The 21,973-nt window shown below is 64.4% G+C and carries 20 protein-coding genes; 6 read left to right on the top strand and 14 right to left on the bottom strand.

All coding sequences use genetic code 11. The annotated features are described in order from the left end of the window. Position 1: 1 nt before the first annotated feature. The 4 genes from pncB to hmpA form a co-directional block, all read right to left on the bottom strand. A complete protein-coding gene (gene pncB, locus KXR72_RS09640) occupies positions 2–1,198 on the bottom strand; it encodes a nicotinate phosphoribosyltransferase (RefSeq protein WP_437420891.1) in 1,197 nt (398 codons plus the stop codon). Between the two features lie 405 nt (positions 1,199–1,603). Next, the gene (locus tag KXR72_RS09635; RefSeq protein ID WP_019342274.1) at positions 1,604–1,780 is read right to left on the bottom strand and encodes a general stress protein; all 177 of its coding nucleotides are present in this window, start codon (positions 1,778–1,780) and stop codon (positions 1,604–1,606) included. Positions 1,781–2,010: 230 nt separating this feature from the next. After that, complete coding sequence (locus KXR72_RS09630) at positions 2,011–2,244, bottom strand: hypothetical protein (RefSeq protein ID WP_437420890.1); 234 nt, start codon at positions 2,242–2,244, stop codon at positions 2,011–2,013. Positions 2,245–2,302: 58 nt separating this feature from the next. After that, positions 2,303–3,481, bottom strand: coding sequence for an NO-inducible flavohemoprotein (gene hmpA, locus KXR72_RS09625; protein WP_437420889.1), 1,179 nt, complete (start codon positions 3,479–3,481; stop codon positions 2,303–2,305). Positions 3,482–3,745: 264 nt separating this feature from the next. Between hmpA and KXR72_RS09620 the strand changes: the two genes are divergently transcribed. Further along, a complete protein-coding gene (locus KXR72_RS09620) occupies positions 3,746–3,970 on the top strand; it encodes a DUF2188 domain-containing protein (protein WP_437420888.1) in 225 nt (74 codons plus the stop codon). 13 nt (positions 3,971–3,983) lie between these two features. Here KXR72_RS09620 and KXR72_RS09615 read toward each other — a convergent pair whose 3' ends face one another. The 6 genes from KXR72_RS09615 to gcl form a co-directional block, all read right to left on the bottom strand. Continuing rightward, positions 3,984–4,937: an urea transporter gene (locus KXR72_RS09615; RefSeq protein ID WP_437420887.1), complete on the bottom strand. Its 954-nt coding sequence runs from the start codon at positions 4,935–4,937 to the stop codon at positions 3,984–3,986. 26 nt (positions 4,938–4,963) lie between these two features. Next, positions 4,964–6,379, bottom strand: coding sequence for a pyruvate kinase (gene pyk / locus KXR72_RS09610; RefSeq protein WP_437420886.1), 1,416 nt, complete (start codon positions 6,377–6,379; stop codon positions 4,964–4,966). A 43-nt stretch (positions 6,380–6,422) separates the two neighbouring features. Then, the gene (locus KXR72_RS09605; RefSeq protein WP_437420885.1) at positions 6,423–7,694 is read right to left on the bottom strand and encodes a glycerate kinase type-2 family protein; all 1,272 of its coding nucleotides are present in this window, start codon (positions 7,692–7,694) and stop codon (positions 6,423–6,425) included. 332 nt (positions 7,695–8,026) lie between these two features. Next, positions 8,027–8,980 (bottom strand): 2-hydroxy-3-oxopropionate reductase, encoded by a 954-nt coding sequence (locus KXR72_RS09600; RefSeq protein ID WP_437420884.1) that lies wholly within the window; start codon positions 8,978–8,980, stop codon positions 8,027–8,029. A gap of 4 nt (positions 8,981–8,984) precedes the next feature. Then, positions 8,985–9,767, bottom strand: a complete 783-nt coding sequence (hyi, locus tag KXR72_RS09595; protein WP_437420883.1) for a hydroxypyruvate isomerase — start codon at positions 9,765–9,767, stop codon at positions 8,985–8,987. A 177-nt stretch (positions 9,768–9,944) separates the two neighbouring features. After that, on the bottom strand, positions 9,945–11,726 hold the full coding sequence (gene gcl, locus KXR72_RS09590; RefSeq protein WP_437420882.1) for a glyoxylate carboligase: 1,782 nt from the start codon (positions 11,724–11,726) through the stop codon (positions 9,945–9,947). A 153-nt stretch (positions 11,727–11,879) separates the two neighbouring features. Here gcl and KXR72_RS09585 point away from each other — a divergent pair, with 153 nt between their 5' ends. Continuing rightward, on the top strand, positions 11,880–12,788 hold the full coding sequence (locus KXR72_RS09585) for a LysR family transcriptional regulator (RefSeq protein ID WP_437420881.1): 909 nt from the start codon (positions 11,880–11,882) through the stop codon (positions 12,786–12,788). 5 nt (positions 12,789–12,793) lie between these two features. Here KXR72_RS09585 and uraH read toward each other — a convergent pair whose 3' ends face one another. Further along, the gene (uraH, locus tag KXR72_RS09580) at positions 12,794–13,204 is read right to left on the bottom strand and encodes a hydroxyisourate hydrolase (protein ID WP_437420880.1); all 411 of its coding nucleotides are present in this window, start codon (positions 13,202–13,204) and stop codon (positions 12,794–12,796) included. A 17-nt stretch (positions 13,205–13,221) separates the two neighbouring features. Next, positions 13,222–13,710 carry a GlcG/HbpS family heme-binding protein gene (locus KXR72_RS09575; RefSeq protein ID WP_437420879.1) on the bottom strand — a complete coding sequence of 163 codons (489 nt, stop codon included), beginning with the start codon at positions 13,708–13,710 and terminating at the stop codon, positions 13,222–13,224. Positions 13,711–13,850: 140 nt separating this feature from the next. On the opposite strand from KXR72_RS09575, the gene KXR72_RS09570 reads away from it, so the two are divergent. From KXR72_RS09570 to KXR72_RS09555, 4 genes are all read left to right on the top strand, one after another. Next, a complete protein-coding gene (locus KXR72_RS09570; protein ID WP_437420878.1) occupies positions 13,851–14,525 on the top strand; it encodes a heavy metal response regulator transcription factor in 675 nt (224 codons plus the stop codon). After that, positions 14,522–15,880, top strand: coding sequence for a heavy metal sensor histidine kinase (locus KXR72_RS09565; RefSeq protein ID WP_437420877.1), 1,359 nt, complete (start codon positions 14,522–14,524; stop codon positions 15,878–15,880). The genes KXR72_RS09570 and KXR72_RS09565 overlap by 4 nt, the downstream gene beginning before the upstream one ends. A 66-nt stretch (positions 15,881–15,946) precedes the next feature. Continuing rightward, positions 15,947–16,801 carry an exodeoxyribonuclease III gene (gene xth / locus KXR72_RS09560; RefSeq protein ID WP_437420876.1) on the top strand — a complete coding sequence of 285 codons (855 nt, stop codon included), beginning with the start codon at positions 15,947–15,949 and terminating at the stop codon, positions 16,799–16,801. 700 nt (positions 16,802–17,501) lie between these two features. Further along, a complete protein-coding gene (locus KXR72_RS09555) occupies positions 17,502–18,896 on the top strand; it encodes a PepSY-associated TM helix domain-containing protein (protein ID WP_437420875.1) in 1,395 nt (464 codons plus the stop codon). A 152-nt stretch (positions 18,897–19,048) separates the two neighbouring features. Here KXR72_RS09555 and KXR72_RS09550 read toward each other — a convergent pair whose 3' ends face one another. Both KXR72_RS09550 and KXR72_RS09545 read right to left on the bottom strand, forming a co-directional pair. Beyond that, positions 19,049–20,227 carry an HlyD family secretion protein gene (locus KXR72_RS09550; RefSeq protein ID WP_437420874.1) on the bottom strand — a complete coding sequence of 393 codons (1,179 nt, stop codon included), beginning with the start codon at positions 20,225–20,227 and terminating at the stop codon, positions 19,049–19,051. Further along, positions 20,224–21,801: an MFS transporter gene (locus KXR72_RS09545; protein WP_437421330.1), complete on the bottom strand. Its 1,578-nt coding sequence runs from the start codon at positions 21,799–21,801 to the stop codon at positions 20,224–20,226. The genes KXR72_RS09550 and KXR72_RS09545 overlap by 4 nt, the downstream gene beginning before the upstream one ends. Positions 21,802–21,973 lie beyond the last annotated feature (172 nt).

Here is a 21,973-nt window from a genome sequence, read left to right as displayed (position 1 = left end):
CTCAATTCACGCCAAAGACGTGCTTGAGGTAGGCGACGAAGGCTTCGTCGCGGCACATCGTCTTGCCGGGTGAGTCGGAAATTTTCGCAACCGGCTGGCCGTTGCAACTGGTCATCTTGATAACCATGTTGGTTGGCTCGACACCCGGGATATCGCAGGTCAACTGGGTGCCGATGCCGTAGCTGGTATTGCTGCGCCCGAGTAATGCGCGGTAGATGCCCAGTGCCTTGGGGAAATCGAGCCCGTCGGAGAACACCAACTGGCGTGACATCGGGTCGATACCCAGGCGCTGATAGTGGGCAATGGCCTTTTCCGCCCATTCGACGGGGTCGCCCGAATCGTGGCGCAGGCCGTCGAAGAGCTTGGCCAGATACAGATCGAAGTCAGCCGTGAAGGCGTCCATGGTGATGCAGTCGGTGATGGCGATGCCCAGTGCGCCCCGGTATTCACGCGCCCAGCAATCAAGCGCGGCACTCTGGCTGTCGATCAGACGAGGGCCGAGCTGCTGGTGCGCCATGATCCATTCATGAGCCATGGTGCCCATAGGCTTGAGGTTCAGGGTGCGGGCCAGATGGACGTTGCTGGTGCCTACGAAGTTGCCCGGGAAGCCCGTCTTCAACCGCTCCACGACACGCGCCTGCACGGCAAAGGAAAAGCGCCGCCGGGTGCCGAAGTCGGCCAGGTTGAAACCGGCGAGCTCGGCTTCGGTTGCCTCGCTGCGCAACCAGTCGAGTTTTTCTTCCAGTCGCGTCTCGGCCTGATCCAGCGTCACGTGCGGATAACGCACGCGGTTGCGTACCTCGCTGATGATCGCCAGCAGCGGCACCTCGAACAGAATGACGTGCAGCCAGGGCCCGCGTAGATAAACGACCAACTCCCCGGCTTCGAGCTCGACGCGCACATAGCGCGGATCGAAGCGGAACAGGCCAAGGAAGCGAATGAAGTCCGGCTGCATATAGGGGATGCGTTCGAGGAAGGCCAGCTCGGCCGGTTCGAACCGCAGTTCCGCGAGCGCTTCCAGCTGCTCGCGGATGGCGTTCAGGTAGGGCGACAGGTCTTCTTCGGAGCGGCTGCGGAACGCCCATTCCACCTCAGCGTTGGGGTAGTGGTGCAGCACCGCCTGCATCATGGTCAGCTTGTAGTAATCGGTATCCATCAAGCTCTGGATGATCCGCTCGGAAAACGCGCTGACACTCATTGAGGTGCTCCTGGTCCGTGGCAGGCTTCAGGCGCCGCCGATGCCTTCGACTACCTTACCGGTCCCGCCGCAGTTTTGGCATGCCTGTGAGTCGATGCGGCCACTTCCATGGCAGGCCGGGCAGACGTTTTCGCCGGTTCCCGGCGTTCCGGGCGGCGCCTGGTCGCCCGGGTTGGGTGAAACAGTAGAAGCGTTTCGGTCGTTCATGATGAGGCCCTCGGCAAAAAACTGCGTCAGTTTTAGTTGCTAAGAGAAAAGGAAAAGTGTCGCTGTCGGACATTATCCGACCGGCGGCAAGAGGCAGGTCGTATAAACAAAAGTTGATTAGATTTTATAAGTGGTAAAACGGAAGGCTAATAAAAAAGGCAAAGGACTTGCCTTTGCCTTTTTTACCCGCGACGTAACTCAGCTATTGCTGTTGCGTCCGCCGCCGTGGCTGTTCTGGCCGCCCTTACGGCCAGCTTCGGACGCCTTTTCGCGGTCGTTAGCGAAGTTGCCACCGCTGTTATGGCCGCCTTTCTTGCCTGCTTCAGAGGCTTTCTCGCGGTCGTTTGCAAAGTTGCCAGGGTTTTTATTCGCCATGTCATTTCTCCTCAATGGATACAGACTTCTGCGGGGCTGGACGACTCTCTCAGCCTTCATGATTTCAGATAGGGCTACGCCTGTAGGAGTTTCCATTGAAATGCGAACGGCGGACGAATGGTAAACGGCCGCATTAACGGTATATGGCAATGTGTAATTACAGCGAAACGGCAAACCCATACAGCAAGTTAATTATGTACAACTCTTCGTTCCACTCTGCAGATAAGCAATCAGGCCGGCAGGCTGATCTGCCGCTGCGCGGCGAGGCGCATCACATAGCCGATCTTCAGTGCCGTCGGGCCGAGGATCACAAGCGCGTGGCTGGCGACGACCAGCATCAGGGGGAGCTGTCGGTCGATCAAGTAGGCGCCCGTGACGCCAAGCAGCAGCAGGGCGATACCGGCTGCCATCGTCAGGTTGGCACAGAGCAGCAAGCGGAGAGGTTCGAGCGGTTGAGTGAACATGCGAAATCACCTCGCTGGGTTGGCGGGAGGGCGGGCCCGCGAGTGCAGGCCCGCAGGGTTACTCCAGTGCGGCTGCCGGGCCGAAGAACTCGTACCGCGCCTGCGCATCCGGCACGCCGAGCGCGCGTAGCTGCCGGCGGATCGCAGCCATGAACGGGCGTGGGCCAAGGAAGTAGGCATCCAGGTCGCGGTCGGCGGGAAGCCAGCGGGCCAGCCTCTCCTCGGTCATCAGGCCGACGGCGTCCGGTGGGTTGGCGCCGCCCGCGTGTTCGTCATAGCTATAGAAGCGGTGCAACTGGTCGTGGCGCTCGGCCAGCGCGTCGATGGTCTCGCGGAAGGCGTGCGCGTCCGCGTTTCGCGCGCAGTGGATGAAGTGAATCGGGCGCTCGGTCTGCAGGGCGGCTTCCAGCATCGCCAGGGTCGGCGTGATGCCTACGCCACCGCTGATCAGCACTAGCGGCTTGCCGCCCGGTTGCAGCGTGAATTCACCGGCTGGGGCAAAGAGGTCGAGCGACTCGCCCTCGGCCATATTGTGCAGCGCATTGGAAACCACACCGCCCGGCTCCCGTTTCACGCTGATGCGGTAATCGCGCCCGTTGGCCACCGCAGACAGCGAATAGTTGCGCCGCTGCTCCCGACCATCGACCCAAAGCCGCAGGCCGATGTATTGCCCCGGCTGGTGGCTGACGACCGGTTCGCCATCTTCCGGCTCGAGATAGAACGAGGTGATTTCGCTGCTCTCTACCGCCTTGCGTGCGATCCGAAAGCGACGGGCGCCTCGCCAGCCACCGGGCGCGTCGGCCGTGGTGCTGTAGATCTGCTCTTCGGTTTCGATGAGGATTTTGGCGAGCTGGCCGTAAGCAGCGGCCCAGGCATCAATAACCTCGTCGGTGGCGACGTCCGCGCCTAGTACCTCGCGGATCGCACGTAGCAGGCAGGAGCCGACGATTGGGTAGTGTTCCGGTTGCACCTGCAGGGCGACGTGTTTGTTCACCACCTGCGAGACCAGCCCGCCGAGCTGGTCGAGGCGGTCGATATGTTTGGCATACATCAGCACACCGTTAGCCAGCGCGCGGGGTTGGTCGCCGCTGGCCTGGTGGGCCTGGTTGAACAGCGGACGCACCTCCGGGTGCTCGGCCAGCATCAGTTTGTAGAAGTGATCGGTCAGGGCTTCGCCGCCGGTCTCCAGCAGCGGGACGGTGGCTTTGATCAGGGCACGTTGTTCAGCGCAAAGCATGGATGACTCCGATAATTGATGGGCCTGCCTCTTCTGCATCGCATCAGCGACGCGGGGCGGGTACAGGTCCGTTTCAACAATCGTTCCAGCTTGGAATTGACTGAAATCAAGGGCGGCAAGCGAGGAGTGGTCGGTTTTACCCTCTGAATCCGGGTTTTTATGACCGCGAAAGGTGATCTGTACCGTCCCATCGGTGGAGGATCGAACCGTAGCCGCGCGGCGCGCTCTATAAGGCTAGCTACTTGAACGCCTGAGGAGGCCGCTATGGAGAATTACCACATCACACACGACGACGATCGTTGGGTTCTGCGGGAGGAAGGCGACAAGCGCGCCCTGATCGAGGCCGGAACCAAAGAAGACATCATTGCCGAGACGCGCGATTACATGAAGTTGCGCACCGCTTCGGTGAAGATTCACACCGCCGACGGCAAGATCGAGGAAGAGCGAACCTATCCGCGTGACCAGGATCCGCGTGCGACCAGGGGTTAACCGGGCCTCCCGCTCAAGCCGCCCGGGTTGCCCATCGCGGCGGGCGGCCGTCGTGCCAGCGCATGCCCAACGTCACCGCCCAACTGGCGAGGATGAAGGGCATGGTCAGCGGCGGTAGGCCGAGTCGATCGAACATCACGTTGCCCAGGAGCGCCAGCAGGATTCCCAGCGCAGGCGCCACCGCTGAACGGCTGACCTGGCTCAGCGCCAACGCGGCCAATGCCGGGTTGTAACTGGCCAGCCCCGCCAACGCTTGCGCGTCAGAGCCGCCTACGAGCAACGTCGCGTAGAGGCCGACCGCCGAGCCGCACAAGGCCCAGAGCGCAGCGCTGCGATCCGCCCAGAGCAGGGCCACGAGCAGGCAGAGCCCGGCGCCCGGCGCCGACAGAAACAAAATCTGCCCTAACCCCTGCAGCATCCCGCCCAGCGCACCCATGCCACTCACTGCCGGTTCCGGTAGCCGCGCCGCGACCACCTCATCCATCAATCCGCACAACCCCAGCGCCAGCCAGCCCAGCAACACGAACGCCAGTGTATAGCCCGGCAGACCGGGTCGTGGCCTGACGATGCTCGCCCGGCCTGAACCATCCACCGCTCCATGAGCGCATCTTCCCAACCCATCGCCGCCGCGCAGGCGACCGAGCAGACACCCTTGCAGCGGTACGGACAGCCCGGCGGTCAGCACGATGAGCCCGCCGGCGACGGGTGTGGCGCCGAGCGTCAGGGCGACCAGCAGGCCGAGCAGCGTTGGGTTGTAGCCATACAGGCCAGTCGCGATGTCCTGCTGCGGATAGCCGAGGCGCAACGCCAGCCCGGTGCCGACGCCCAGGCCGAGCAGGGCGCCCGCGAGCAGGGTGAGATCCTGCAGGCCGATCGCGAGCAGAATCAGCAGGCCGCAGCCCGGATGCGATTGCAGCAGAATCTGGCTGACACCGTTGAGCAGCGCCTGCGGCAGGAAGGGCGTCATGGGCTGATGCGGTTCGATGACAGGGTTTAGTTCAGCGTCTCGATCCGCAGCGAGTTGGTGGTGCCGGATTGCCCCAGCGGCACGCCCGCCGTGATCAGAACGGTGTCGCCAGTGCCGGCCATGCCTTGTATCCGGGCGCGTTCCAGTGCGTTGAGGCACACCTGCTCCATGTCGTGCATGCGGGCGTCGATTGCCGAATACACGCCCCAGGCGACGGTCAGCTTGCGCGCAGTGGCAAGATTAGGTGTCAGGCTGAGGATCGGTGCGCTTGGTCGCTCGCGTGAGGCGCGCAGGCTGGAGCGTCCGGACTCGGTGTAGTTGACCAGCACCGCGATGGGCAGGATGCCGCTGATCCGCCGGATCGCGCAGCTGATGGCATCCGGCAACGTCGCTTCGGCGTTCGGTCGGTTGACGTCGAGCTGAGCCTGGAAGTCCGGCCCGCTTTCGACCTGTCGAATGATCTTGCTCATCATGCCCACGGCTTCCAGCGGGTAGTCGCCCGAGGCGGTTTCCGCCGACAGCATCACCGCGTCGGCGCCTTCGGCCACCGCGTTGGCCACGTCGGTGACCTCGGCGCGGGTCGGGGCAGGGGAGAAGCGCATCGATTCGAGCATCTGGGTGGCGACTACCACCGGCCGGCCCAATTGGCGGCAGGTGCGGACGATGTTGCGTTGGATACGCGGCACGTTTTCGGCCGGCACTTCGACGCCCAGGTCGCCGCGCGCCACCATGATGGCGTCGCAAAGCCGGGCAATCTCGCGCAGGTGCTGCACTGCCGAGGGTTTTTCGATCTTGGCCATGAGAAAGGCGCGGTCGCCGATCAGCTCGCGGGCTTCGTGAATGTCCTGTGGGCGTTGCACGAACGACAGCGCCACCCAGTCGACGCCCAGTTCGAGGCCAAAGGCCAGGTCGCGGCGATCCTTTTCAGTCAGCGGGCTCAGCTCCAGCACCGCTTCGGGCACGTTGACGCCCTTGCGGTCGGACAGCTCGCCACCGGCCACCACGCGGGTTTCAATGGCGTCGGCATGCTTCGAGATGACCGTCAGGCGCAGCCGGCCATCGTCCACCAGCAGGCTCATGCCCGGCTGCAGCGCATCGATGATTTCCGGATGCGGCAGGTTGACCCGCGTGCTGTCGCCCGGTGTCGGGTCGAGGTCCAGGCGCAGGGTCTGGCCGCGCATGAGGTTGACCTTGCCCTCGGCGAAACGCCCAACACGCAGCTTCGGCCCCTGAAGATCCATGAGGATGCCGATGGGCTGATTCAACTGGCGCTCCACCTCGCGAATCCAGCCGAAGCGCTGGGCATGGTCGGCGTGCTCGCCATGGCTGAAATTGAGGCGGAACAGGTTCACCCCGGCCTCAACCAGCTCACGTACATCGTCGATGCTGCGGGTGGCGGGGCCCAGGGTAGCGAGGATCTTGACCTTCTTATCAGGTGTCATGGCGGGCTCTATTGGCAGTTATGGTTATGAGCGTTGCCAGCCGCTAGCGGGATGGCGGCAGAATCAGGATGGCGCGGAAATCGTTGACGTTGGTGCGTGTCGGGCCGGTCATCAGGAGGGCGTCGAGGGCCTGGAAATAGCCGTAGCCATTGTTATTCGCCAACTCGTCCGCGGCGCTCAGGCCCAGGGCTTCAGCGCGGGCGAAACTGTCGGGCGTCATCAGCGCGCCGGCATTGTCTTCCGAGCCGTCGATGCCATCGGTGTCGCCGGCCAGCGCGTACACATTGGGCAGGCCTTGCAGGTTTTCCGTGAGGCTGAGGAGGAACTCGGCATTGCGACCGCCGCGGCCCTTGCCGCGTACCGTCACGGTGGTTTCACCGCCGGAGAGGATCACGCAGGGCGCGGCGATCGGCTGGCCGTGCAGGACCACCTGGCGAGCGATGCCGCCGTGCACCTTGGCCACTTCCCGTGATTCGCCTTCCAGGTCACCGAGGATCAACGGCGTGATGCCGGCGTCGCGAGCCTTCTGTGCCGCGGCGTCGAGGGATTGCTGGGGCTTGGCGATCAGCTGGAAATGGCTGCGCGACAGGCACGGATCGTTCGGCTTGACGGTTTCCGAACGCGGATCTTCCAGCCAGGCACGCACGTTCGCGGGAATCTCGATGTTGTAGCGCGCCAGGATCGCCAGCGCTTCGGCCGAGGTGGTCGGGTCGGCCACGGTCGGCCCCGAGGCGATCACCGTGGCCTCGTCACCGGGTACGTCGGAAATTGCGTAGGTGTAGACGCTGGCTGGCCAGCAGGCCTTGGCCAGCCGCCCGCCCTTGATCGCCGAGAGGTGCTTGCGCACGCAGTTCATCTCGCCGATGTGGGCGCCGGAACGCAGCAGCGCCTTGTTGATCGCTTGTTTGTCGGCCAGGCTGATGCCCTCGGCCGGCAGCGCCAGCAAGGACGAGCCGCCACCGGACAGCAGGAAAATCACCCGGTCGCTTTCCTCGAGGTTGCTGACCATCTCCAGCACGCGGCGGGCGACGCGCTCGCCGGCATCGTCCGGCACCGGATGGGCTGCCTCGACGACTTCGATCTTGCGGCAATCGGCGCCATGGCCGTAGCGCGTCACCACCAGGCCGGACAGCTCGCCTTCCCATACCGCTTCGATGGCTTCGGCCATGGCCGCTGCTGCTTTGCCTGCGCCAATGACGATCGCCCGGCCGCTGCGATCCGCCGGTAGGTGATCAGCCAGGACCTGGCGTGGATGGGCGGCATCAATGGCGGCAGCGAACAGGTCGCGCAGAAAAGCTTGCGGATCGAGGTTCATGTACGACTCCATCTGTTAGGTCAGGTGCCCGATTCCAGACCTTAGCGCTCGGCAATGCAAGCGCTAAGGTCTGGAATCGACCCACCCGGCAGTCAGGCCGTGACTCCTCGTGCTAGGCAGGTCGAAAGGGGTGCCGCCCGAGGGCAGCGGTTGGATCGCAGAGGCGTGGGGCCGAGCTCGTGGGGGACGCTGTGATTTCGTCTCCAAGCAACTTCAATCCAACCCTTTGAGCGTCGCTGAGCGAGCCTTACGGTTCCCACCACCTGGTCTGTCTGTCCCTGAAGGTGGGGCGCTTGGCTCGACGCAGCGTGCTCGAAGGCTGACGGCCTGCCTCAGTCCTTGCGGATCGAGAAATTAGCCATGTGTTCCAGACCCTTGATCAGCGCCGAGTGGTCCCAGCCGCTGCCGCCGATCGCCGCGCAGGTGCTGAACACCTGCTGGGCGTTGGCGGTGTTGGGCAGGTTCAGGCCCAGCTCGCGGGCACCGGCCAGGGCGAGGTTGAGGTCCTTCTGGTGCAGGGCAATGCGGAAGCCCGGATCGAAGGTGCCCTTGATCATGCGCTCGCCGTGGACCTCGAGGATCTTCGAGCCGGCGAAGCCGCCCATCAGCGCTTCGCGAACACGGGCCGGGTCGGCGCCGTTCTTCGCGGCGAACAGCAACGCTTCAGCGACCGCCTGGATGTTCAGCGCCACGATGATCTGGTTGGCGACCTTGGCCGTCTGCCCGGCGCCGTTCTCGCCGACCAGGGTGATGTTCTTGCCCATGGCCTGGAAGAGCGGCAGGGCGCGGGCGAAGCTCTCTTCGCTACCGCCGACCATGATCGACAGCGTCGCAGCCTTGGCGCCGACTTCGCCACCGGAAACCGGCGCGTCGAGGTAGCGGGCACCGGTGGCATCTATCTTCTCGGCGAAGCCCTTGGTGGCGCTGGGCGAGATCGAGCTCATGTCGATCACCAGCTTGTTCGGGCCGACGCCCTCGGCGATGCCGTTCTCGCGGAACAGCACGTCTTCGACCTGCGGGGTGTCCGGCACCATGATGATGATGAATTCGGCTTCCTGGGCGACTTCCTTCGGGTTCGCCAGGGCGACGGCGCCCGCCTCGACCAGCGCGGCCGGAGCCGCGTCGTGGTGTTCGGACAGGAAGATGCTGTGCCCGGCTTTCTGAAGGTTCTGAGCCATGGGCAGGCCCATGATGCCGGTGCCGATGAATCCGATCTTAGCCATGTGTGTTCTCCTCGATTCTGTGGGGCAGGCCGCTGCTCGGCCTGCGTTGCGGCGTGAGCGCAAGCGGTCAGATGGCGTTGTGGCTCTTCAGCCAGCCGAGGCCAGCTTCGGTGGTGGTGGCCGGCTTGTATTCGCAGCCGATCCAGCCCTGGTAGCCGATGCGGTCCAGATGCTCGAACAGGAAGTGGTAGTTGATCTCGCCGGTGCCCGGCTCGTTACGCCCGGGGTTGTCGGCCAGCTGCACGTGGTTGATCGCCGCCAGGTTGTTCTCGATGGTGCGCGCCAGGTCTCCCTCCATGATCTGCATGTGGTAGATGTCGTACTGCAGGAACAGGTTGGCGTGGCCGACCTTGCCGCGAATCTCCTGCGCCTGGGAGGTGTTGTTGAGGAAGAAGCGCGGGATGTCGCGGGTGTTGATCATTTCCATGACCAGGCGGATACCCTCGGCTTCCAGCTTCTGCGCGGCGTAGCGCAGGTTTTCGATGAAGGTCATCTCCAGCTTGCCGAGATCGGCGCCCTTCGGGGCGATGCCGGCCAGGCAGTTGACCTGGGTGTTGCCCAGCACCTTGGCGTAGGCGATGGCGCGGTCCACGCCGGCACGGAATTCCTCGATGCGCTCGGGATCGCAGGCGATGCCACGGTCCCCATTCGCCCAATCACCGGCTGGCAGGTTGAACAACACCTGGGTCAGCCCGTTGGCATCCAGGCGCGCCTTGATCTCCTCGGCCGGGTAGTCATAGGGGAACAGGTACTCGACACCGGAAAAGCCGGCCTCGGCGGCAGCGGCGAAGCGGTCCATGAAGTCCAGCTCGGTAAACAGCATGGACAGGTTGGCGGCAAAGCGGGGCATGGGTAACTCCTTGTGATCTGTACGGATCAGTTCGGTGGATGTTCTGCGCGATATCCACCCTTCGGTTTCAGCGGTGTTGCATTTGGTGGATATGCTTCGCGATATCCACCCTACGGGTCCGAAGTGCTCCTGCCCGTAGGGTGGAAGACCGCGAAGCGTCTTCCACGCGTGGGTGGTTCAGTCCAGCAATCCAACCGCGGTCGGAGCGTCTTCCCGGCTTTCGGCCAGCGGCTCGAACTCGTTGATGGCATCGATCTCGGTGCCCATGGCGATGTTGGTGACCCGCTCGAGGATCACCTCGATCACCACCGGCACCTGGTGCTCGGCCATCCAGGCCTGGGCCTGTTCGATGGCCGGGCGCAGGTCTTCCTGCTTGAACACGCGGATCGCCTTGCAGCCGAGGCCCTCGACCACCGCGACGTGATCGACGCCGTAGCCTTCCATGCCGCTCTGGTCGGCATTGATGTTCTCGAAGCCCAGCTGCACGCAGTAATCCATCTCGAAACCGCGCTGCGCCTGGCGGATCAGGCCGAGGTAGGCGTTGTTCACCAGGATGTGCAGGTAGGGCAGCTTGAACTGCGCGCCCACGGCCAGTTCCTCGATCATGAACTGGAAGTCGTAGTCGCCCGAGAGCGCCACCACCTTGCGGGTCGGGTCCGCCGCGACCACGCCGAGCGCCGCCGGGATGGTCCAGCCGAGCGGGCCGGCCTGGCCGCAGTTGATCCAGTGGCGCGGCTTGTAGACGTGCAGGAATTGCGCGGCGGCGATCTGCGACAGGCCGATGGTGCTGACGTAGCAGGCGTCCCGGCCGAACGCGTTGTTCATGCACTGGTACACGCGCTGCGGCTTCATCGGCACCGAGTCGAAGTGCGTCTTGCGCAGCATCGTCCGCTTGCGCTCCTGGCAATCGGCGGCCCAGGCGTTGCGATCCGGCAGCTTGCCCGCGGCCTTGCGCTCCCTGGCCACCTCGACGAACAGTTTCAGCGCGGAGCCGGCATCGGAAGTGATGCCAAAGTCCGGCGAGAACACCCGGCCAATCTGGGTCGGCTCGATGTCCACGTGCACGAATTTGCGGTCCTTGGTGTAGACGTCGACCGAACCGGTGTGGCGGTTGGCCCAGCGGTTGCCGATGCCGAGCACGAAGTCCGAAGCCAGCATGTTGGCGTTGCCGTAGCGGTGGCTGGTCTGCAGCCCGCACATGCCGGCCATCAGCGGATGGTCGTCAGGGATCGAGCCCCAGCCCATCAAGGTCGGGATTACCGGCACGCCAACGGTTTCGGCGAATTCCACCAGCAAAGCTTCGGCACCGGCGTTGTAGATACCACCACCGGCGACGATCAGCGGGCGCTCGGCCGCGCAGAGCATGTCGATGGCTTTCTCGATCTGCTTGCGAGTGGCGGCCGGCTTGTAGACCTGGAGCGGCTCGTAGGTCTCGACGTCGAACTCGATCTCGGCCATCTGCACATCGAACGGCAGGTCGATCAGCACTGGGCCAGGGCGACCCGAGCGCATGACGTGGAAGGCCTGCTGGAATACGCGCGGCACCAGTGCCGGTTCACGCACGGTTACCGCCCACTTGGTGACCGGCTTGGCGATGGATTCGATGTCCACCGCCTGGAAGTCTTCCTTGTACAAGCGGGCCCGCGGCGCCTGACCGGTGATGCAGAGAATCGGGATGGAGTCGGCCCAGGCCGAATACAGACCGGTGATCATGTCGGTACCGGCCGGGCCCGAGGTGCCGATGCACACGCCGATGTTGCCGGCTTTGGTGCGGGTGTAACCCTCAGCCATGTGCGAAGCGCCTTCGACATGGCGAGCCAGGATGTGACGGATGCTGCCATCGGCGCGCAGGGCGGAGTACAGCGGGTTGATCGCGGCACCGGGGATGCCGAAGGCGGTGTCGATGCCTTCCTTGCGCAATACCGCGACGGCGGCGTCGATTGCTCTCATGCGGGCCATGGTCGTTCCTCCTGGCTTGGAGCCTGTGCACGATCGGCTGCGCGTCGTGATGGCTCCTATTCGATAGTTTTTATACGTGGCCCAAGCATGAAGGGCTGGCCGGAACGAAGGAATTGGCCGAGACTTCAGTTCTGTCGATATCAGGAGTATCGAATGGATCGTTATACGACCCTCCATAGCTTCGTACTGGTCGCCGAGCACGGCAGCTTTGCCGCCGCTGCGTTGAAGGAAGGTGTCACGCCCGTCGTCATGGGCCGGCGGCTCGACGCGCTGGAGCGGCACCTGGGCGTCAAGCTGATGCACCGCTCCACGCGCGGGCTGGCGCTGACGGATCTGGGCGAGCAGTACCTGGAGAGAGCTCGCGGGCTGCTCAAGGATTTCGAGGAAGCCGATGCGAGCATCAGCCACCATGGCACTTCGGTCCGCGGCCATCTGGTCGTCTCGGCGCCGGCAGCATTCGGTCGCAAACATATCGGCCCGCACGCGCCGGCGTTTCAGGCGCGCTTCCCGGACCTGCAACTGTCGTTCAACTTCACCGATAGCGTGGTGGACCTGGTGCGCCACGGCTACGACATGGGCATCCGCATCGGCGAGGTGACCGACCCCAATTACGTGGCCATCAAGCTGTTCCCCAACCGTCGAGTGGTGTGCGGCGCGCCGGATTACTTCGAGCGGCAGGGCGTACCGCTCACCCTCGAAGACCTCACGCGGCACAACTGCCTGGCCTTCAACCTGCAGGGCGGCCAGCAGCGTGGCTGGACCTTCCTGCGCGACGGCAAACAGGTGGCGATCCGCGTGGCCGGTAATCTGGACTGCAACGATGGCGAACTCTTGTTCGACTGGGTCAAGCAGGGCCTGGGCATCGGCTGGCGCTCGACCTGGGAGATCCAGGCCGAGCTCAAGCGCGGGGAGTTGGTCACGGTGCTGGACCAATATGCGTTGCCGGCCTACGACATCCAGGCCGTCTACCCGCAGCAGCGCTATCTACCGGCCAAGGTGCGTTTCTTCATCGACTACCTAAAGGGCATCTACAACGCACCGGGGTATTGGGAGGTGCGCTGAGGCATTCAGTTGCCACGGTAGGTTGAGAAGCCGTAGGGGCTGAGCAGCAGTGGGATGTGATAGTGCTCGACGCTGCCGTCGGCTTCGAAGATCACCGGAACTTCAGGAAAAAAGGTGCTGGCCTTGTGTTTGGCGAACCAGTCGCCCGTCATGAAGGTGACGCGGTAAGTGCCTTTTTCCAGCGCCTTGCCTTCCGGGTAGAGCGCGCCGATCCGGCCTTGCTCGTTGGTATCGCCGCTGTTGAGCGCCGTCCAGCTATTGCCTTGCTGCTGTTCCAGTGTGACGTGCACACCCGGTGAAGGCAGGCCACTTTCCAGGTTGAGTACGTGCACGCTAAGCGGGTTGCCAGCGGCGAGGGTCAGGCCCGAGAGGCCGCTCAGCAGAAGACCTGCAGCGATGGATTTCAGCGTTTTCATGATGTTTTCCTTTTTCTTCAGTGGGAGGAGGGCAACAGCTTTTCAATGGCAGCGAGGGCGCAAGCCTCGTCGTTCTTGGCGCCGCCGGCACCCGCCACGCCGATGGCGCCGATCACTTCGTCGCCGACCTTCAGCGGTACGCCGCCGCCGAGCAGCAGCAGTTCATCGAGGGTGTTGAGATTGGCGGCGTCCGGCGTATTGGCGGCGCGTTCGGCGAACAGGCGAGTTGGGGTTTTACTCGACAGCGCGGTATAGGCCTTGCGCTGGGCCGCAAGGGTGTTGTGCGGGCCGACATTGTCGTCACGGCGTAGCGCGACCAGGTTGCCGCCGCGATCGACCACGGCAACCGCCGCGGTGCGGTTCTGGGCATGACAGGTATCCAGTGTCTGCTGGATAAGACCTTCGGCCAGTGCCAGCGAAACGTTTTGCTGGGTGAGCGGTTCCGGTGTGGCGGCGCTGGCGCCGAGGGCCAGCGTCAGCAATGAGAGTGTGGCTACGATGCGCATATCGGTTCCTCTGGTGGCTTGGTTTCGAGGCGCATGCTGCCGCCCAGCGACCGTCAGAACCGTTGCCTGCGCATTACGTTTTTGTAATGGCTGCCTGCTCATCGACTCCCTAACCTAGGCGCATACGAAGAGGCGAACCCATGCGAATCCTGGTGGTGGAAGACGAGGCAAAAACGGCCGACTACCTCAAGCGAGGGCTGGAGGAATCCGGCTATCGCGTGGAGGTCGCGCGCAACGGGATCGATGGCAAATACCTGATCGAGGAAGAACCCTTCGACCTGGTGATCCTCGACGTCATGCTGCCGGGGCTCGATGGCTGGCAGTTGGTGCACGTGGTGCGCCAGCGCTCGGCGCATACACCGGTGCTCTTCCTCACCGCACGCGATGCAGTGGAGGACCGTGTGCGCGGGTTGGAATTGGGCGCCGATGACTATCTGGTCAAGCCTTTCTCCTATGCCGAGTTGCTGGCGCGGGTGCGCACCTTGCTGCGCCGCGGTCCGCCGCGGGAGATCGAGCACTTCCACGTCGCCGGCCTGGAGCTGGATCTGCTGCGCCGCCGCGTCACTCGTCAGGGTGAACGCATTACCCTGACCAACAAGGAGTTCGCCCTGCTGCACCTGTTGCTGAGCCGCCAGGGTGAGGTGCTCTCGCGTGCGCAGATCGCCTCGCAGGTCTGGCATATGAATTTCGACAGCGACACGAATGTTGTCGACGTGGCGATCCGCCGCCTGCGCGCCAAGGTCGACGATCCGTATCCGCTCAAGCTCATCCACACCGTGCGCGGCATGGGTTACGTGCTGGATGCCTCACCATGAGCCTGCTGCCCCGCTCGCTAAGCCTGCGCCTGGCGCTGGCCTTCGCGCTGGTCGCCGTGGTGCTGCTCGGCACCATCGGGCTGTTCCTGTATCGCTCGCTGGAACGCGAGATCAGCTGGCGTGACGACCAGGCGCTGCTCGGGCGGCTTGAGCGCATGCAGGCGCTGCTGGACGACAGCGCCAGCATCGACGCCCTGCGTCAGCGGCCGCAGCTCTACGAGAACATGCTCGGCAACCGCGACAGCCTGCTCTGGCTGCTGGATGCCGAAGGCCGGCCGCTGATCGAAATCAACCCGATCCACCTGGCGATTCCAACGCTGCCTGCCGCCGACTCGATGACGTTGCGCAATGTCGGCGAAGCGCGCCTGGCCTGGCGGCGCTTGCCGGGCGATGCGGGGCTGACGCTCGTGGCCGGGCGTCTGCTGAGCGAGCGCGAGCAAATGCTGACTGCCTATCGCGTCAAGCTGTGGTGGGCGTTGAGTCTCGGCGCGTTGTTGGCGTCCCTGCTTGGCTGGTTGATCAGCCGGCGCGCGCTGCGCCCGGTGCGCGAGTTGACGCGCCAGGCGCTGGCCATCGACGTGCGGCACCTGCACCTGCGTCTGGACGATTCAACCGTACCGAGCGAACTCGAACCGCTGCGTGCGGCACTGAACCAGATGTTGGCCCGGCTGGAACAGGGCTTTGTCCGCCTGTCGCGCTTCAGCGAGGACCTTGCCCATGAGATGCGCACGCCGCTGGGCAACCTCATGGGCCAGACCCAGCAGCTGCTGCACCGTGCACGTTCAGTCGACGACTATCAGGCGCTGCTGGCGTCCAACGAGGAGGAGTACGAGCGCCTGGCGCGGATGATCGACAGCATGCTGTTTCTCGCCCGTGCCGAGCAGCCGGCAACGGCCATCACGCGGCAGGCTTTTTCGTTGCCGGAACTGGTCGAGCAGCTGTGTGAGTACTTCGAGGGTGTCGCCGAAGAGCGCGGCATCCGCCTGGTCGACGAGACCGAGGGCGAGCTGTTCGCCGATTCGCAACTGATCCGCCGCGCATTGGCCAACCTCGTGGCCAATGCGTTGCGTTACGGCGCGGGCGACAGCCCGGTGCGCATTGTCAGCGATGCGCAGGGCAACTGGCGCCGCGTCAGTGTGATCAACCAGGGCCCGCCGATCGACGCCGAGGATCTGCCGCAACTGTTCGATCGCTTCTACCGTTGCGACCCGTCTCGTGCCCAACCGGGTGATTCCGGTGGGCTGGGGCTGGCCATTGTGCGCTCGATCATGCAGTTGCATGGCGGCGAGGTGGAGGTCAGCAGTACCGCGCAGGCGACCGTCTTCACCCTGCTTTTGCCCGTCACACCAGGCTAACAGGACGGATGCCGCCCCCTGCGGTCACAGCTAAGGTGATTTCACCCGCTGAGCGGAGAGGTGCTTGTGAATCGTCTGAAAATCGCCACCTACAACATCAACGGCATCCGCGCACGACGGGCCAATCTGCTTGAGTGGCTGGAGCGCGAGCAGCCCGATGTGGTCTGCCTGCAGGAGTTGAAGGCGCAGGATGCCGACTTTCCCATCGATGACATCCGTGCCGCTGGCTATGGCGCCATCTGGCAGGGGCAGAAGTCCTGGAATGGGGTGGCGATTCTGGCCAAGGGCGACGACCCGCTGGAGATTCGCCGTGGCCTGCCGGACGACCCGGACGAGACCCAGAGCCGCTACCTGGAAGCCGCGGCCCACGGTGTGATCGTGGCCTGCCTCTATTTGCCCAACGGCAACCCGCAGCCGGGGCCGAAGTTCGATTACAAGCTGGCCTGGTTCGAGCGTTTCATCGAGCATGCGGCCGGGTTGTTCGCTAACGGCCATCCGGTGGTACTGGCTGGGGATTACAACGTGGTGCCCACGGACGAGGACATCTACAACCCGAAATCGTGGCGCAAGGACGCCTTGCTGCAGCCCGAAAGCCGCGAATGTTTCGAACGTCTTCTGGCCCAGGGTTGGACCGATGCGCTTCGTGCCAAGTACCCGGACGAGCGCATCTACACCTTCTGGGATTATTTTCGCCAGCACTGGCAGAAGAACTCGGGGCTGCGTATCGATCACCTGCTACTGAGTGCTGACCTGGCGCCGCGGCTGGTCGATGCCGGCGTGGATCGCTGGGTGCGTGACCAGGAACATGCCAGCGATCATGCGCCGACCTGGATTACGCTACGCGGCGAAGCGGGCGACGAAGTGGAATCGGACAAGCCCGCCAAACGCAACAAGGCCAAAAGCAGCCCCAAGAATGGCTAAACTGGCCGGTGCCAGCGATTAGCCGGCGCCTTCCGCTTCCGCTGGAGCCTGCCGCCCCATGCACCGCCCCCGTCGAGTTCCCACCTGGATAGCTGCCTTCGCTGTCCTGCTGCATCTGGTCGCGATGCCGCTGATGGGTGCACAGATGCGCGCGATTGGCGCGTCGGGCGGGCACTGCCCGATGGCCGAGGCGAGCCGGCACGCCGGGCACGGGGCGCATGCCGAGCACTCGGGCGCCATCGAACACACCGCATCCCATCATGCGGCAGGGGAGCCAGCGCCGGCCCCGAGCCATCATCAGGGCATGCCCTGTTGCTGCGCTGCCGGGGCGGGGTCGCTGGCGGCGATACCCGCTGGCTCGCCTGTATTGTTTCACCCCCGGCTTATGCCACTCGGCAACGTGCCGTCGATCACTGCACCGCCGTTATCGCCACGATATCGCTGGCCGAGCCTGAACCCCCGCGCCTCTCCATTCGCTTGATCGATCACGTTCTGTCTGTCCGGTAGCCGCGGGTGGTTGCGTTCGCGCCGCTGTTGGTTGCTGGCCAGCACTGCAGGCTTACGTCCCGGTCGGCAGCGTGAACATACGGACCCGCCTTTGTAGGCGCGAGCTTGCTCGCGATCCGATCCCTTGCTGGGCCATCGATCGCCAGCTGGGCCTACAGAAAAAGCTGCACACATTTTGATCGAGTAAGTAACCATGACTTCAAGTACCGCTGGCGCCCATCCAGAGGCGCAACCCCTGGCGGCCCGCACGCAGCAGCCATTGCTGGCACTGCTGATTCGCCTGCATCAGTACGTTGGCCTGCTGGTCGGTCCGTTTATCTTCATCGCCGCGATGAGCGGCCTGGTCTACGCGCTGACACCGCAACTGGAGGACCGGCTCTACGCCGCGCAGCTGTATACGGACAGCAGCGGCGAACCACTGCCGCTGGCACGGCAGATCGAGATCGCTCAGGCGCATATCGGCGACACCGCCACGCTGTCGGCGGTGCGCCCCGCGCCTGAGGCCGGTACGACCACGCGGGTGATGTTCAAGGCACCGGACCTGGGTGAGTCGGAAAGCCGAGCGGTGTTCGTCGATCCGGTCAACGGCGAGATCCTTGGAGAGCTGCTGGTGTATGGCACCAGCGGCGTACTGCCGTTGCGCACTTGGCTCGATCAGTTCCACCGCAGCCTGCTGCTCGGCGAGCCGGGGCGGCTGTACAGCGAACTGGCCGCGTCCTGGCTGTGGGTCGCGGCACTGGGTGGATTGGCGCTGTGGCTGATCCGGCGCCGGCGCGCGGCAGGTTCCGTGCAACGCGTAGGCTTACGTCGTTGGCATTCGACGCTCGGGCTGTCGCTGTTGATCGGCCTGCTGTTTTTCTCCGCCACCGGGCTGACCTGGTCGCGCTGGGCGGGCGACAACATTGGTGTCGCGCGCGCCGCGCTTGGCATGTCTACGCCAAGCGTGTCCACCGCACTGGACGGAGCCGAGCCGGCCGCAGCGGCTGGCGAGCATGCGCACCACGGCGCGATGACGATGTCCGGGCTGCAGCCCGCCACGCCGGCGCTGTTCGATCAGGTTCTCGCCGCGGCCCGCGAGGCGGGTATCGAGGCGGGCAAGGTCGAGATCGTCCCGGCTGCAGGGCCAGATCGTGCCTGGACGGTGACCGAAATCGACCGCAGCTGGCCCACCCAGGTCGATGCCGTCGCCGTCGATCCGCGGAGCCTGCGCATTACCGATCGGATTGATTTCGCGACATTCCCTATCGCAGCCAAGCTGACCCGCTGGGGCATCGATGCACACATGGGCTCGCTGTTCGGGGCGGCCAACCAGCTGCTGCTGGCCGTCACGGCGCTCGGTTTGGCGGTTCTGGTGGCCTTCGGTTATCTGATGTGGTGGCGCCGTAGCGCAGCCGTGCGTCGGATCGGCGTGCTGCAGGCCCTGCGCGTGCTGTCGCCGCGCGCCCTGAGTATCACGCTGGTGGTAGCGGTAGTGTTCGGCATTTGCCTGCCCGTGTTGGGCATCAGCCTGTTGCTGTTCCTGGCTGTCGAAGCGCTGCTCGACGTTCTGGCAAAGGCGCGGCCGGAGCGAACACGTCAGCCAGGATGAGGCGGAGCGGTGCTGTCAGCTCAGGCTTTCGATGCTTTTACGGCAGCCCGCTCGTATCGGGGCAGGGTGGCGCTAGCCCTAATGCGGTGCGCTGCCAAGCAAGGCAGTCGGCAGAGCACCGAATAGCCAGCAGAGGCGTGGCGGTGCCTGGTTCACTGGGCCTCGCGCTCCGGCTGATGCTCGCGCGTATCGTCGGCCACCTCGACGCCGGTATCTACATGGGTTACCACCGACAGGCCGGGCCGCAGCCGCTCGATCAGCGGTTGGTCCGGGTCGAGGGTGATGCGCACCGGCACGCGCTGTACCACTTTGGTGAAGTTGCCGGTGGCGTTATCCGAGCGCAGCACGCTGAACTCCGAGCCGGTGGCGGGTGCCAGGCGCTGCACGCGACCGGTCAGGCGGGCGCCGTCGAGCGCATCGATTTCGATCTGCACCGGCTGGCCGGGCCGCATGGCGAAGGTCTGGGTCTCCTTGTAATTGGCGATGACCCAGAGTTGATCCGGCACCAGATAGAGCAACTGCGAACCGGCCGTGACGTACTGGCCCTGGCGCACCGTGACTTCACTTACGCGCCCGTCACGCGGCGCGGTAACGCGCGTGTTGTCCAGGTCGATCTGCGCGCGCTTGAGATTGGCCTCGGCAATATCGACCTGGGCCTGGAGCCCGCCTCGGGAGACCTCGCTGGCCTTCAGGGTCTGTTCGGCAATGGCAATGGCGGCGCGTGCCTGTTGAACGGTGGCCGCGTCCTCTCGGGCGGTGGCTCGAATCTGATCGCGCTCGCGCAGCGATATCGAGCCGGACTTGGCAAGCTCGTTGACGCGCGCCACGTCCACCTTGACGCGCTCCAGCTCCGCTTCGGCAGCGGCCAGCTCGGCACGGCGCGATTCCAGCGTGGCGCGGTTGGTGGCCAGGGTCTGCTCGAGGTTTTCCAGATCGAAGCGGCGCGCGGCCAGTTCGGCACGGCGTTGCTCGACCACCTGGCGATACTGGCGATCATCGATCTGCACCAGCGGCTGGCCCTGGCGTACGTCCTCGAAGTCCTGCACCAGTACCTCGGTGACATAGCCGTTGACCTGCGGCGCGAGCACCGTGATCTGCCCGCGCACGTAAGCGTTTTCGGTGACCGCCACGCGACCGCCGAAAGGCCAGAGCTGCCAGGCGTACAGGATTGCCAGCACGCCGACCAGCGCGACCAGGCTCATCAGGATGACCGAGCGGCGGCTTGGCTTGATCGTCTTCGGTGGATCGGCCGGCACGGGGCCGGCATCCGTGGCGCCAGCAGCCTGCGCCGAAGGTGGGATGTCGTCTGGGGTGGGCCTGTTGTCACTCATTGAGGTGCCGCGTTCCTGTTCTGCCGTGCGAGGCGCACGGTGTGGAGAAGGGTCCAGCCGAACACGCCAATGGCGAGCATGCCGATCAGCCGGAACACATCGTTGAAGGCCAGTACGTTCGCTTCGCGGGTAATGGTTTGGCTCAATTGCGCTGCACCCTGTGCCTGGCGCAGCTGAACATCGCGCTGGCGCGAGGCGAGCGCCTGGCTCTGCAGTTGCAACCGCTGCGCGACCTGGGGGTCGCCCGGTACCACCTGTTCGGTGAGGTAGCTGGAATGGTACTTCTCGCGCACGACCTGGTAGGTGCCGAACAGCGCCGGCGCAGCAAGCCCGCCGAGACTCTGGGTCATGGTGAAGAGCACGATGAAACTGACCAGGTAATTCGGCCCGTTGCTCAATGCCCTGCCGATACCTGTGAGCAGTAACGGGCCGAGGAACATGCCGCTGGCGAAGGCCAGTAGGCCCTGGCTGAGGAACATGTCGTGCGGGCGGGTGAGGCTAGTGGCATCGATGTCCAGAAAGCTGGCGATCGCGATCAACACGATCGACAGCAGGATCTGCGGAAACGCCATGGCCTGGCTGAAGGTCAGCGCACTGGCGGAGATGCCGAGGACCAAGCCGAGCAGGATCACGGCATAGAGCGGCTGCAGCTGCTCCGCGCCCATGCCAAGCGTTTGCAGCAGGCCAACCGCGCCGTAGGTTTGCTCTGACAGCAACAAGCGCAGGGCCAGCGCGCCAAAGGCGAAACGGAGCATGGCGGCCGTTCCCAACCAGCGCGTTTGTAGTAGCGGGTTGCGACGATGATGCTCGATCATGAACGCCGCACTGATCAGTAGAAGGGCGGCAATCAGCGCATAGCCCAGCCAAGGTTGCTCGGTCCACCACAGAATCCGGCCCTGGGCGAGTACCGCGGCGATCAGCGCCAGCGCCGGAGCGAGCAGGGCGAAGGTCACGAAATCCAGCGGTTCGAACACTTTGATGCGCTCACCCAGCGGCAGCTTGAGCACCACTACCGCTGCTAGAGAGCAGAGCGCAAGCCCGCTCTCGAACACATACAGGCGATGCCATTCGCCCATATCCAGCAGCGCTGGGGACAGCAGCCAGGCCAGCGGCGTGCCCAGTTGTGAAATGCCGAAACCGAAAATCACGCCTTTTGGTAGCCCGGCCTTGCCGAACGCCTGGAGCATGTAGAACAGGCCCAGCGAGGAGGTGGTTGCCGCGGCGAGCCCGCTGGCTGCACGCACGAAGACGGCCATTTCCAGCCCCTCGACGAACACGTGGGCGATGCTGAGCAGCGCGTAAATCGTCAGCCCCACCTCGGCAAAGCGGCGCAGGCCGAACTGCTGGCGCACCTTGATCAACAGCAGGTTGGCCGAGACGTTGACCATGAAATAGGCCGCCGGCAGCCAGGCGCCTTGAGAAGGCGTCAGGCCGAGATCACCTTGGATGGCCGGCAGGTTGGCGATGAACAGCGCGTTGCCCAATCCGCCAGTGATCCCCACGAGAACCGCGACCAGCGCATAGGCGATGCGCAGCCGCATAGGATGCACGAGGATCGCCGGCGATCCGGGCATTGACGGCCGTTCGTGGGGTTCCCAGCGCGGCACGGGTTCGAGGTAATGCGGCATGGTTGGCAAAGCCCAAGGTGAAACGATGGCGTCTGTGCTGGAGAAGCGTTGCTCCAGTTCGGACAGTGACTGCGGGAAATGATTGGACACATTCTAAAACCAAATGCGTCGGCCAAGG

This window comes from Stutzerimonas chloritidismutans, assembly GCF_051486945.1.
GTDB classification, from domain to species: domain Bacteria; phylum Pseudomonadota; class Gammaproteobacteria; order Pseudomonadales; family Pseudomonadaceae; genus Stutzerimonas; species Stutzerimonas chloritidismutans_B.
The sequence above is the reverse complement of the archived record's forward strand: the minus strand, read 5'-3'. Positions and strand labels throughout refer to the sequence as shown.